This is a genomic window from Labrys sp. (in: a-proteobacteria) (assembly GCF_047605565.1).
GTDB classification, from domain to species: domain Bacteria; phylum Pseudomonadota; class Alphaproteobacteria; order Rhizobiales; family Labraceae; genus Labrys; species Labrys neptuniae.
The window spans coordinates 1-12,345 of sequence record NZ_JASGFM010000076.1 but is presented as its reverse complement, the minus strand read 5'-3'; the positions used below and the strand labels follow the sequence as shown (position 1 = coordinate 12,345).

The window sequence follows — 12,345 nt, the reverse complement described above, 5'->3', positions numbered from 1 at the left end:
ACACCATGATGCTCTTCGGCGATGCCAAGAAAATGGTCGAGGAAATCATCAAGGGGTTCTGACGGGCGGACAAACATCTCGTTCCCAACTTTTCAGGAAAGGCAAAACCGCCATGTCGCAATGGATCCGTTTCGAGGAAGACGGGCAGGCCCAGTTCGGCACGCTCGAAGGCGACGCCATCCACGTCCATCGCGGCGACATGTTCGGCATCGCCGCCGCCACTGGCCGCACACTGCCCTTGGCACAGGCCAGGCTGCTGGCGCCGACAGTGCCGAGCAAGATCATCGCGCTCTGGAACAATTTCCATCAGCTCGCTGCCAAGCTGAACGTCGCCGTGCCGCCGGAACCGCTCTATCTGCTCAAGGCGCCCACCAGCGTCACCGCGCCGGGTGCGACCGTGGCAAGGCCCCCCTCCTATGACGGCCGGGTGGTCTATGAGGGCGAGCTTGGCATCGTCATCGGCAAGCCCTGCAGCAATGCCTCCGAGGCGGAGGCCGCGGACGCCATCTTCGGCTATACCTGCGTCAACGACATCACCGCCGGCGACATCATCACGCGAGACTCGACCTTCGCCCAATGGGTGCGCGCCAAGAGCTTCGACGGCTTCGGGCCGTTCGGCCCGGTGATCGCCACCGACATCGATCCCGCCACCCTGGTGGTCAAGACGCTGCTCAATGGCGACGAGCGTCAGAACTATCCCGTTGCCGACATGATCTTCCCGCCGGCGAGGCTGGTCAGCCTGATCTCGGGGGATATGACCCTGCTCCCGGGCGATTTGATCTGCTGCGGCACCTCGCTCGGCGTCGGTGCCATGAAGGAAGCGGAGAACGATGTCCGCGTCAGCATCGAGGGCATCGGCTGCCTGGAGAACCGCTTCGTGCAGTGAGGAGGCCCGGGCGCTGGCAGGATGCTTGTTCTGCGAAGGACGTGCCGGCGCGATATGCCGGTCGTCAGACCGAAACGGAACTATCGCTCCTTGTCAAAAAAGTGGCCGGTCTGAAGACCGGCCATCATTCCTTCCCGAAAGATTTGCTTTCAAGCCGCCTTCGCCCTCGCAGAGAGCGCCCGGCCGATCGTATCGCCGACCAGATGCGGGCTCGATGCCACGGTAATCCCGGCCTTCTCGAAGGCGGCGATCTTGGCGTCGGCGCGATCGCGGCCATGCATGGCGAGGGCCCCGGCATGGCCCATGCGCCGCTCGGCCGGGGCATGCAGCCCGACGACCAGGCCGACGATCGGCATGGCCGGCCTGACAGAGGCGATGTAATCGGCCGCTTCCTGTTCTTCCTCGCCGCCGATCTCGCCGATCAGCACGATGCCTTCGGTCTTGGCATCGGCGAGGAACAATTCGAGGCAATCGCGCATCGACAGCCCATGCACGGGGTCGCCGCCCACCCCGACGGTGGTCGACTGCCCGAGACCCGCGGCGGAAACCTGGGCGATCACCTCGCTGGTCAGCGAGGCCGAGCGCGAGACGATGCCGACGCTGCCCGGGCGCTCGCTGCCGGTTGCCATCACGCCCATCTTGCACAGGCCCGGGGACAGGATCCCCTGCGAATTGGGGCCGATCAGCCGGGTCTTCGAGCCGGCCAGGGCATGGCGCACCCTGATCATGTCGAGCACCGGCACCCGTTCGGTGATGGCGACGACCAGCGCAATCTCGGCCTCGATGGCCTCGATGATGGCGGCGCTGGCCTGGGCCGGCGGCACGAAGACCATGCTGGCATTGGCGCCGGTCTCCTTGGCAGCCGCAGCGACGCTATCGAACACCGGCGCCCCGAGATGGAACCGCCCACCCTTGGCGGGCGTGACACCCGCCACGACCTTGGTGCCATATTCGATCATCGCGGCGGTATGATGGGTTCCGGCCCAGCCGGTCATGCCCTGGCAGACGACGCGGGTTTCACTGTCGATGAGGATAGCCATTCCGCCCTCCCTTGAGCGCCGACGGCGCTAACGCATTTTTGGATTAATTAGTCTAAAACTGCAGCAAAATCGCCGTCAGCGTGCGGCAGCAACGGCCTTCGCGGCGGCCGTCCACATGTCCGGGCATTCTATGATGCGGCAGCCGAAATTGGCGAAACGCGAGCGGGCATAGTCGGCGTTGTTGCCGGCGAGCCTGGTCACCACCGGCAGGGTGCGTCCGGCCCGTCGCATGGCGATTCCGAGCCCCTCGGCAACCGTGTCGCAGGACTGCATGCCGCCGCCATGCACATTGATGAGCAGCGCGCGGACCTGGGGATTGTCGAGCAGCAGGCCGAAGCCATGCGCGATGTCGAGGCTGGTCGCCGTGGTGCGGATATCCATGAAATTGGCCGGCGCGCCACCGGCGGCATGGACGAGGTCGACGGTGGCAAGGCCGAGCCCGGCGCCATTGGCGGCAATGCCGACGCTGCCATCCATGCGGACATAATTGAGCTGGCGCTGGCGGGCCTTGACTTCGTATTCGTCCCCATCCTCTTCGCGCAGCTCCGCCAGGGAGGCCTGGCGGAACAGGGCGTGGTCGTCGATGATCATCTTGACGTCGAGCGCCAGCAGCCTGTTGTCGGCGGTCAGAACCAGCGGGTTGATCTCGATCAGGCTGGCATCGAGTTCCAGGAAAGCGCGGCGCAAGCCATCGGCAAGAGCCCTGAAGGCTTCGGCCGGCTGCCCGGTCAGGCCGAGGTGCGCCGCCAGGGCCTGCAGGTCCTCGCGTCTCGCCTGGCTGCCGTCCCCCAGGGAGAGGCGCTCGAGACCACCTTCTCCGGCAAGGACGCGGTCCTCGATATCATCGCCGCCGGCCCCACTGGCAGCCAGGACCAGGGTGCCGCTGGCGGCATGCACGCTGAGCGACAGATAGAAGCTGCTTATGTGATCGACGGCCGCCTCCACCAGCACGCGTTCGACCACGCGGCCATGCGCACCGCTTTGCTCGGTGACGAGGCGCCGGCCCAGCAGCGCCCGGGCTGCCTCCTCGGCTGCATCGGGGGAGGAAACGATAGGGACGCCCCCGGCCCGCCCGCGCCCGCCGGCGTGGATTTGCGCCTTCACGGCGAAGCGAGAGCCACCGAGGCGACGCGCCACCTGCCCCGCTTCGTCGGCGGTGATGGCGACGGCGCCCTGCGGCGCCTCGACACCATAGGGTGCCAGGATCTGCTTGGACTGGAACTCGTGCAGTTTCATCATTCCCTCCCGCACCTGGATATCGCTCTTATCTGGCATAACGTATACCAGATTTCGGAAGCTGTCAAAGAGGAAGCCTAGGAGCGCGGACATCTTGTCCGCTCTTGGGAACGCTGGGCCTAACGGATGGCAAAAGCGGACATCGCGACATACGGGCATGTCGCGATGTCCGCGCTCCATATAAAAAGGGGCGGGCACCACAACGGCACCCGCCCCCATCATCTCAATGATGAAACCTCACTCGGCCGCCATCGCCACGGGAGCGCCAAGGGCGCCGCTTCCCGCAATCTCATCGATCCGGCCCTGGTCGAAGCCGAGGACGTCGCGCAGCACTTCCTGCGTGTGCTCGCCCAGAAGCGGCGAGCGCTCCACCACGGTAGGGCTGTCTGAGAGCTTGATCGGATTGCCAACCGACAGATAAGGCCCACGCTCGGGATGGTCGACCTCGACGACGGTCCCCGTCACCCTGAGCGAAGGCTCGTTGGCGATCTCGCGCATCGACAGGATCGGCCCGCAGGGGATGTCGAACTTGTTGAGGATGTCCATCGCCTCGAACTTGTCCTTGGTCTCCGTCCATTTCTCGATGGTGTCGAAGATGGAGCGAAGCCGCGGCAGGCGCGCTTCAGGCGTGGCATAGTCGGGGTCGGTGATCCACTCTTCCTTGCCGATCACCTTGCAGATCGCGCCCCAGACCGGCGCCTGGGTGATGAAGTAGATATAGGCGTTGGGATCGCTCTCCCAACCCTTGCATTTGAGGATCCAGCCGGGCTGCCCCCCGCCCGAGGCATTGCCGGCACGCGGCACGGCATCGCCGAATTTGCCATTGGGATATTGCGGATACTCCTTCATGGGCCCGCGCTCGATGCGCTGCTGGTCGCGCAGCTTCACCCGGCACAGATTGAGCACGCCATCCTGCATGGCGGCGTCCACGCGCTGGCCGCGCCCCGAATGGGTGCGCTGATAGAGCGCGGTGACGATGCCGAGCGCCAAATGAAGGCCGGTACCGGAGTCGCCGATCTGCGCGCCCGTCACCAGCGGAGGACCGTCGTCGAAGCCGGTGGTCGAGGCCGCGCCGCCGGCGCATTGGGCAACGTTCTCATAGACCTTGCAGTCCTGGTAGGGACCGGGGCCGAAGCCCTTGATCGAGGCCACGATCATGCGCGGATTGAGTTCCTGGATGCGGGCCCAGGAAAAGCCCATGCGATCGAGCACGCCGGGAGCGAAATTCTCCACCAGCACGTCGCAGCTCCTGACGAGCTCCTCGAGCACCGCCTTGCCGGCCTTGTTCTTGGTGTCGAGCGTGATGGAACGCTTGTTATGGTTGAGCATGGTGAAATAGAGGCTGTCGACATTGGGGATGTCGCGCAGCTGGGTCCGGGTGATGTCGCCGACGCCCGGCTTTTCCACCTTGATCACGTCGGCACCGAACCAGGCCAGCAATTGCGTGCAGGTCGGACCGGATTGAACATGCGTGAAGTCGAGGATGCGCACGCCTTCGAGTGCCTGTCCCATCGTTCCCTCCTCGGAAATGTCATCTGTTATGGCGAGGGGCCGGGATGGCCGGCTGGCGCGTTTCCCACGCGGCCGGCCATCCCGCCATCTCACTTGTACATAGTCTGGTTCTTGGTGCCGGGCGCGTACTCGTCCGGATCGACCCAGATATTCACCAGGGCCGAACGCCCCGTCCTGGCCATGGCCTCGCGGGCCCGCCGCAGGGCCGGCTGGATCTCGTTGGGATCGCGGACTTCCTCGCCGTGATTGCCGAGCATCTGGGCAAATTTCGAGAAGGCCACATCGCCGAGCTTGTTGCCGACATTGCCGCGCTCCTCGCCATATTTGGCGACCTGGCCGTAGCGGATCTGGTTCATCGAGGAGTTGTTGCCGATGACGGCCAGATAGGGCGCCCCGAAGCGATCGGCGGTTTCCATGTCGAAACCGGTCATGCCGAAGGAACCGTCGCCGTAATAGCACAGCACTTCCTTGTTGGGATTGGCGAGCTTGGCCGCCAGGGCAAAACCGGTGCCGACACCGAGCGAACCGAGCGCGCCCGGATCCATCCACTGGCCCGGTCCACGCGGACGCACGGCCTGGGCCGAGATCGTCACTACGTCGCCGCCATCGCCGATATAGATGGTGTCCTCGCCGAGGAACTCGTTGAGTTCATAGGCGACGCGATAGGGATGGATCGGCGTCTGGTTGGACAGGAAGAGCGGCATCAGCTTTTCGGTCGCGGCCACTTCGGCGTCCTGGAGCATCTTCATCCATTGCTGGCGCAGCTGGCGCTTGCCCTTGTCCATGCGGCCGGAGGCCGCCTGCAGCACGGCGCCGAGGATCGCACCGGGATCGCCGACCAGGCCGAGATCGATGTCGCGGTTCTTGCCGACGGTGCGGTAATCCATGTCGATCTGGATCAGCTTGAGGTCCTTGCTGATGCGTTTGCCATAGCCCATGCGGAAGTCGAAGGGCGTGCCGACGATGACGAGCACATCGGCCTTGGCGAAGGCGAGCGAGCGGGTGCGATCGAAATGATGGGGGTCGCCGGGAGGCAGCAGGCCGCGGCTGGCGCCGTTGAAATAGCCGGGAATGTCGAGCCCACGCAGCAATGCGATGGCCTCTTCCTGCCCACGGCCGGTCCAGACCTGTTGGCCATAGAGGATGGCGGGGCGCTCGGCGGCGACCAGGATATCGGCAAGCTTCTCGATGTCGGCGGGATCGCCGATCGACTTGGTCGAAGCGCGATATTTGCCGGATTCCGGCAGGACCGCACGGTCGAGGGTGACTTCCCGGTCGAGCACGTCGCGCGGGATCTCGAGATAGGACGGGCCATAGGCACCGGCGAAGCATTCGCGTGCCGCCATCGAGATCATGTCGGCCACGCGCTCGGTAGAGGAGACCGTCGCCGCGAACTTGGTGATCGGCTTCATCATGTCGACATGCGGCAGATCCTGCAGCGAGCCCATCTTGTGCTGGGTCAGCGCGCCCTGCCCGCCAATATGCAGAACGGGACTTTCTGAGCGGAAGGCCGTGGCGATGCCGGTCATCGCATTGGTGCAGCCGGGGCCGGCCGTGGTGACCACGCAGCCGAGCTTGCCGGTCTGGCGCGCATAGCCGTCGGCGGCATGGGCGGCGACCTGCTCGTGACGGACGTCGACGATGCGGATACCTTCGTCGAGACAGCCATCATAGATGTCGATGATATGCCCCCCGCACAGGGTGAAGATCGTGTCGACACCCTCAGCCTTGAGCGCCTTGGCGACGAGATGTCCGCCGGAGACAACGCTGCCGTCGCGGGCTTTTTGCTTGAGCGTGTCTTCGGCCGTCGTGGTCACGGGCTTTTGCAGTGCTGTAACCGTTGCCATTGGGGCAATTCCTCCCGTTGTTCTTCGCAACGATATGCCGCTGAGGGTCATCGGCTTCGATGAAACCGCCTCCGATGAAGAGGGGTGCAATCAACTATGCCGAAATCGCCTTCTACTTGGCGGAATGACGCCATGGCATGCCGTACAGCTGGTACATTGGCATGCCAGATACCAGAGTGTCAATCCGCATTTTTCACCCTCCAACAGGCTTGGAACCGGCCTCTTCCTTCACCGGAAGGGGAGATGAATTCTCTTTTATTTCAAATACTTGCTATTCAATTCGTCGGGGAAAGCGAGTAAAATTGCGGCCGCAGGAAACCGGACTCTGCCGGCTCGAAGGACCGTCTGCATCGACGAATTCGCAGGTTTGTGGCGCCCGTAATTTCATGCCGCGATGCAGTAAAGCCTGCAAAGTAAACCTTGCATTTTCGTGTTTAGTATAGGGGTATCCCTAAACTTGGTTTAGCCCACACCGCCCATCAGGCGGGGGAACAAGCGGATTGCAGATGAGCTGAGGCAGTTTACTTCGCAATGCAAAGAGCGCATGACTGCATTGCAACATAGGCCCTTCTCTTCTGGGATCTGGCATGCCAGATTCACGGCAACACAGGATCTTTCCTCGAACACCCAATGTGGAGAACGACCATGACCACTTCCGCCCTGTCCCGCAGCCCTGCTGCCCGTCCGCTGTCGAACCGTCTCTGGGCGGCTTTCTCGGGCTTCCTGATGAAGATGGCCCAGGCCGATATCCGCGCCGGTTCCCGCGAACCCTTCGGCCTCTGAAGGCCTGGATCGCCGCCGCCCCTTCATCCGAGATCCGGGGCGGCAGCCTGGGAATGGCTTCGGCCGGATCGATTCGACTGGGGCGATTGCCAGGCCGGCTCCGGTGATTCTGGCTGCCCTTTTATTGCGGCGAGCCGAGCCACTCCGGGCGAGGCACAGCCTGTCAGGCCGGTGTAGCACTCGCCACCGCTCAAAGCAGGCAAGGGGGCGTAGGGGCGCATTTGGGAGACCAGGTCCGGTCACAGGGCTTGCCCCGCTAGGCGTGGCAGCTGGTAGCCGTTGGGGAGACGAATTCCGCTCTGGCATGCCAGAATATTATGTCTGATAAGCGACTATTTCTAGCATAGATACGACATTAAGCAGAGTTACGGCTGCTTCTATGCAACTTTTTTTGATCTATTCGCAACTGTGCCGGCAACCAAGGCGCACCGAGCGAAGATCTCAATTCTTTCCGTAACTTGCTACCGATTGCCCTTTCTCTCGATTCGCTCCCAAGCCCCCTGGAAGACGCCTCTTCCGGGGCAATTTGGCGTGCCTTGCCGAAAAACGGCGCTTGCCAACTGGCATGCAAGATACCAATATGGCGACATAACCTGCTTAATGGAGCCTGGGCTCCGTCCAACCTCCAACAAAAACCAAGGGGGACTGCAATGGTAGGGTCGCAAGGAGAGGAAAACCTGCCGAGGGTATCTGATGCCTTCCGCTGGACACAGCTTGCAATCGGCGTCGTCTGTATGGTGATGATCGCCAATCTCCAATATGGCTGGACATTCTTCGTTCCCGATATCCAGAAGACGTTCGGCTGGGACCGGGCAGCCATTCAATGGGCTTTCACCCTGTTCGTCCTGTTCGAGACCTGGCTCGTGCCGATCGAAGGGTGGTTCGTCGATAAATACGGGCCAAAACTGGTGGTAGTCTTCGGTGGTGCGCTCTGCGCCGTCGGTTGGGTGATCAATTCCTACGCCACCTCGCTCACTCTATTCTATCTGGGACAGATCATTGCCGGCATCGGCGCCGGCGCCGTCTACGGCACCTGCGTGGGCAACGCGCTGAAATGGTTCCCGGACAAACGCGGCCTTGCGGCCGGCATCACGGCGGCCGGTTTCGGTGCCGGCTCGGCCCTGACGGTTGCGCCCATCCAGGCCATGATCGCCAATGACGGGTTCCAGGCTGCCTTCTTCTGGTTCGGTCTCGGCCAGGGCATCATCGTCATCATCTTCGCGCTGTTCATGCACACGCCCCGCAGCGGCCAGGTGCCGGCTCCCGTGCTGAACAAGAACATCGTGCAGACCCGCCGCAACTTCGCGCCGACCGAAGTGCTGCGCCAGCCGATCTTCTGGCTGATGTACTTCATGTTCGTGATCGTCGGCGCCGGCGGCCTGATGGTAACCGCCAACCTCAAGCCGATCGGCGCCGATCTCAAGCTCGACGGCGTCCCGGTCTCTCTGTTTGGCCTGACCATGACGGCCGTGACGTTCGCCGCCACCCTCGACCGTATCCTCAACGGCCTCACCCGCCCCTTCTTCGGCTGGGTGTCGGACAAGATCGGCCGCGAGAACACCATGTTCATCGCCTTCGCGATGGAAGGTGTCGGCATCTACATGCTGCATCTGTTCGGCCATGATCCGGTCTGGTTCGTGCTGCTCTCGGGCTTCGTATTCTTCGCTTGGGGTGAGATCTATTCCCTCTTCCCCTCGACCTGCACGGACACGTTCGGCTCCAAATATGCCGCGACCAATGCCGGCCTCCTCTACACGGCCAAGGGAACGGCGGCCCTGCTCGTTCCCTTCGCCAACGTACTGCAGCAGCAGACCGGAACCTGGGACGTGGTGTTCATCATCGCGGCGGGCGCCAATATCCTGGCAGCCATCCTCGCCATCGGCGTCCTCAAACCCTGGCGTGCGGGCGTGGTGCGCAAGCACGAGTTACAGCAGCCGGCCAACACGGCCGCGGCATAGCTCTCGCGTGGCGAGCATCAGCCCGCCACGTCACATCGCAAAAGCCGGTGCCCTGACAGGCACCGGCCAGGAAGATCACCATAGGATCCCGCGGCGATATCTCATTCAGTATCGCCGCATCCTATGCCAGGTCCCGGCAGTGCAGACATAGCCGGGGCCAGAAACCGCCTAATCCATTGAATAAGAACAATATCTTCTAGAGCAAAACGCGTTCAAGTGTGAACGCTTATTTCCTCTAACTCTTTGTTTGGATGCGTCTTTGTGATTCCTAGTAACTCCATGGAATCGCAAAGCGCTATAGGATACAGCCAAAGCTCGAGCCTTTGGCTCCACGCGACACGCGAAAATGAACCAAAATCTGGTTCTTTAGAGCTAAAGCGTTTTGCGGTCAGGCGAAATCGCCGGGAAACGCAAAGCCACATCGACACAGAAATAGAAAAGAGGCGCGGTTTTCGCTTCGACGCGTTCTACCCCGGTCGATAGCGAAAGTCGCGCTTGACAAATTCAAATCTGGCATACCAGATACCAGAAGTTAGGTTCCCACCGACAGGACGAAGCTTCGATCCGGCAACGACCAGGGAGAAAACACCATGAACATCCAGGCAAGACCCGCGCAATCCATCCAGGCCGATGTCCGGGCCATTCTCGATGCCGTCAAGGCATCGGGCCGCACCAGCCTCACCGCCCCCGAGGGCAAGCTCGTCTGCGACGCCTATGGCATTCCCGTGCCGAAGGAGGGCCTGGCACGCTCCAGCGCCGAGGCTGCCAAGCTTGCCGGCGACATGGGCTTTCCGGTGGTGATGAAGATCGTCTCCCCCGACATCCTGCACAAGACCGAAGCCGGCGGCGTGATCGTCGGCGTGGCTTCCGCCGCCGAGGCCGAAGCCGCCCACGACAAGATCCTCGCCAATGCCAAGGCCTACAAGGCCGATGCCCGCATCGAAGGCATCCAGGTCCAGCAAATGCTGAAAGGCGGGCAGGAAGTCATCATCGGCGCCGTGACCGACGACAGCTTCGGCAAGCTCGTCGCCTTCGGCCTTGGCGGCGTGCTGGTCGAAGTCTTGAAGGACATCACCTTCCGCCTGGCGCCGATCAACCGCGACGAGGCCCTCTCCATGCTCGACGGCATCCAGGCCGCCGAGATGCTCAAGGGCGTGCGCGGCGGTGACCCGGTCAACCGCGATGCCCTCGCCGACACGCTGGCGAGGGTCTCCCAGCTCGTCACCGATTTCCCGGAGATCACCGAACTCGATCTCAACCCCGTCTTCGCCACCAAGGACGGCGCCACCGCCGCGGACGTGCGCATCGTGGTGGACTTCGAGGCCAAGCCGGCCCGTTTCAGGCCCTCGCAGGATGCCATCGTCACCGCGATGAACCGCATCATGCGTCCGGAAGCCGTTGCCGTGATCGGCGCCTCCTCCGAGGATGGCAAGATCGGCAATTCGGTGATGAAGAACCTGATCAATGGCGGCTACAAGGGTCAGATCTACCCGATCCACCCCAAGGCCGACGAGATCCTCGGCTACAAGGCCTATAAGAGCGTCAAGGATGTGCCCGGCGCCATCGATACCGCCGTCTTCGCCATTCCTGCCAAATTCGTGGCTGGTGCCCTGGTCGAATGCGGCGAGAAGGGCATTCCGGGTGCCGTGCTCATTCCCTCGGGCTTTGCCGAAACCGGCAATGAGGAAGGCCAGCGCGAGATCCAGGAGATCGGGCGCAAATACAATATCCGCCTGATGGGGCCGAACATCTACGGCTTCTACTACACCCCGTCCAATCTCTGCGCGACCTTCTGCACCGCCTATGACGTCAAGGGCTCGGCCGCCCTTTCCTCCCAGTCGGGCGGCATCGGCATGGCCATCATCGGCTTCTCGCGCTCGGCCAAGATGGGCGTCTCGGCGATTGTCGGCCTCGGCAACAAGTCCGATATCGACGAGGACGACCTGCTCACTTTCTTCGAGCAGGACGACAACACCAAGATCATCGCCCAGCATTGCGAGGACCTCAAGGACGGCCGCGCCTTCGCCGAAGTCGCCAAACGCGTCTCCAAGAAGAAGCCGGTGATCGTGCTGAAGGCCGGCCGCACCTCGGCAGGCGCCAAGGCGGCAAGCTCGCATACCGGCGCGCTCGCCGGCAATGACCGCATCTATGAAGACGTCTTCAAGCAAGTCGGCGTCATCCGCGCCCGCTCGCTGCGGCAATTGCTGGAATTCGCCCGCGGCGTGCCGATCATGCCGACGCCCAAGGGCGAGAACGTGGTGATCATCACAGGGGCCGGCGGCTCGGGCGTCTTGTTGTCGGATGCCTGCGTCGACAACGGCCTGTCGCTGATGTCGATGCCGGATGATCTCGATGCGGCCTTCCGCAAGTTCATCCCGCCCTTCGGCGCGGCCGGCAATCCGGTCGACATCACAGGCGGCGAACCGCCCTCGACCTACAAGAACACCATCAAGCTGGGCCTGGAGGACGACCGCATCCACTCGATCATCCTGGGCTATTGGCACACCATCATCACGCCGCCGATGACCTTCGCCAAGCTGGTGATCGAGGCCAAGGAAGAGATGAAGGCGAGAGGCATCGAAAAGCCGATCGTCGCCTCCCTCGCCGGCGACGTGCAGGTCGAGGAAGCCTCAGAATATCTCTACGCCCATGGTGTACCGGCCTATGCCTATTCCACCGAGCTGCCGGTGGAAGTACTGGGCGCCAAATATAAATGGGCCCGCGGCGCCGGGTTGCTCTGAGGGCAGGCCTAGCTGACGACGCCGGCCACATCAAGCCGGCGTCGTTCCCCTCCTCTCCTTCAATCACACAGCCCGTCCTGCCTGCGCTCCCTCACCTGGATCGCGGGGATGGCGGAAGCATGCTCCATGACCGGGTGGCACCATCCCATGACAGCGACGAGGTCCAAGAAGAATGAACATCCATGAATATCAGGCCAAGGCCGTGCTGCAGAGTTTCGGCCTGCCGATCTCTCCCGGCGCCGCGGCGCGAACCGTCGAGGAAGCGGTGAAGGGGGCGAAGGAGCTCCCCGGTCCGCTTTACGTGGTGAAGTCGCAGATCCATGCGGGCGGGCGCGGCAAGGG

Annotated in this window: 9 protein-coding genes; 5 read left to right on the top strand and 4 right to left on the bottom strand. The window is 62.8% G+C overall.

Going from position 1 to position 12,345, the window contains the following annotated elements:
- The first annotated feature begins 112 nt into the window (after positions 1 to 112).
- Positions 113 to 886, top strand: a complete 774-nt coding sequence (locus QM672_RS32155) for a fumarylacetoacetate hydrolase family protein (protein WP_311945252.1) — start codon at positions 113 to 115, stop codon at positions 884 to 886.
- Positions 887 to 1,035: 149 nt separating this feature from the next.
- Here QM672_RS32155 and sucD read toward each other — a convergent pair whose 3' ends face one another.
- The 4 genes from sucD to QM672_RS32135 all read right to left on the bottom strand — a co-directional run bounded on the left by sucD (position 1,036) and on the right by QM672_RS32135 (position 6,521).
- Positions 1,036 to 1,926: a succinate--CoA ligase subunit alpha gene (gene sucD, locus QM672_RS32150; protein WP_415087341.1), complete on the bottom strand. Its 891-nt coding sequence runs from the start codon at positions 1,924 to 1,926 to the stop codon at positions 1,036 to 1,038.
- A gap of 75 nt (positions 1,927 to 2,001) precedes the next feature.
- A complete protein-coding gene (locus QM672_RS32145; protein WP_415087340.1) occupies positions 2,002 to 3,165 on the bottom strand; it encodes a succinate--CoA ligase subunit beta in 1,164 nt (387 codons plus the stop codon).
- A gap of 234 nt (positions 3,166 to 3,399) precedes the next feature.
- Positions 3,400 to 4,674: a formyl-CoA transferase gene (gene frc, locus QM672_RS32140; RefSeq protein WP_311945256.1), complete on the bottom strand. Its 1,275-nt coding sequence runs from the start codon at positions 4,672 to 4,674 to the stop codon at positions 3,400 to 3,402.
- Positions 4,675 to 4,763: 89 nt separating this feature from the next.
- Positions 4,764 to 6,521 (bottom strand): thiamine pyrophosphate-binding protein, encoded by a 1,758-nt coding sequence (locus tag QM672_RS32135; RefSeq protein ID WP_367627070.1) that lies wholly within the window; start codon positions 6,519 to 6,521, stop codon positions 4,764 to 4,766.
- A gap of 645 nt (positions 6,522 to 7,166) precedes the next feature.
- Between QM672_RS32135 and QM672_RS32130 the strand changes: the two genes are divergently transcribed.
- From QM672_RS32130 to QM672_RS32115, 4 genes are all read left to right on the top strand, one after another.
- Complete coding sequence (locus QM672_RS32130; RefSeq protein WP_311945258.1) at positions 7,167 to 7,304, top strand: hypothetical protein; 138 nt, start codon at positions 7,167 to 7,169, stop codon at positions 7,302 to 7,304.
- Between the two features lie 650 nt (positions 7,305 to 7,954).
- The gene (gene oxlT / locus QM672_RS32125; protein ID WP_311945259.1) at positions 7,955 to 9,262 is read left to right on the top strand and encodes an oxalate/formate MFS antiporter; all 1,308 of its coding nucleotides are present in this window, start codon (positions 7,955 to 7,957) and stop codon (positions 9,260 to 9,262) included.
- Positions 9,263 to 9,852: 590 nt separating this feature from the next.
- A complete protein-coding gene (locus QM672_RS32120) occupies positions 9,853 to 12,003 on the top strand; it encodes an acetate--CoA ligase family protein (RefSeq protein ID WP_311945260.1) in 2,151 nt (716 codons plus the stop codon).
- A 172-nt stretch (positions 12,004 to 12,175) separates the two neighbouring features.
- Positions 12,176 to 12,345: ATP-grasp domain-containing protein (locus tag QM672_RS32115; protein WP_415087342.1), on the top strand; the 170-nt coding region annotated here is incomplete at its 3' end.

What these genes read in the sequence shown, in the direction of transcription:
- QM672_RS32145 (WP_415087340.1), bottom strand. Translation starts at nt 3,165, where the DNA reads ATGATGAAACTGCACGAGTTCCAGTCCAAGCAGATCCTGGCACCCTAT.
- oxlT (WP_311945259.1), top strand. Translation starts at nt 7,955, where the DNA reads ATGGTAGGGTCGCAAGGAGAGGAAAACCTGCCGAGGGTATCTGATGCC.
- frc (WP_311945256.1), bottom strand. Translation starts at nt 4,674, where the DNA reads ATGGGACAGGCACTCGAAGGCGTGCGCATCCTCGACTTCACGCATGTT.
- QM672_RS32135 (WP_367627070.1), bottom strand. Translation starts at nt 6,521, where the DNA reads ATGGCAACGGTTACAGCACTGCAAAAGCCCGTGACCACGACGGCCGAA.
- QM672_RS32120 (WP_311945260.1), top strand. Translation starts at nt 9,853, where the DNA reads ATGAACATCCAGGCAAGACCCGCGCAATCCATCCAGGCCGATGTCCGG.
- QM672_RS32130 (WP_311945258.1), top strand. Translation starts at nt 7,167, where the DNA reads ATGACCACTTCCGCCCTGTCCCGCAGCCCTGCTGCCCGTCCGCTGTCG.
- sucD (WP_415087341.1), bottom strand. Translation starts at nt 1,926, where the DNA reads ATGGCTATCCTCATCGACAGTGAAACCCGCGTCGTCTGCCAGGGCATG.
- QM672_RS32155 (WP_311945252.1), top strand. Translation starts at nt 113, where the DNA reads ATGTCGCAATGGATCCGTTTCGAGGAAGACGGGCAGGCCCAGTTCGGC.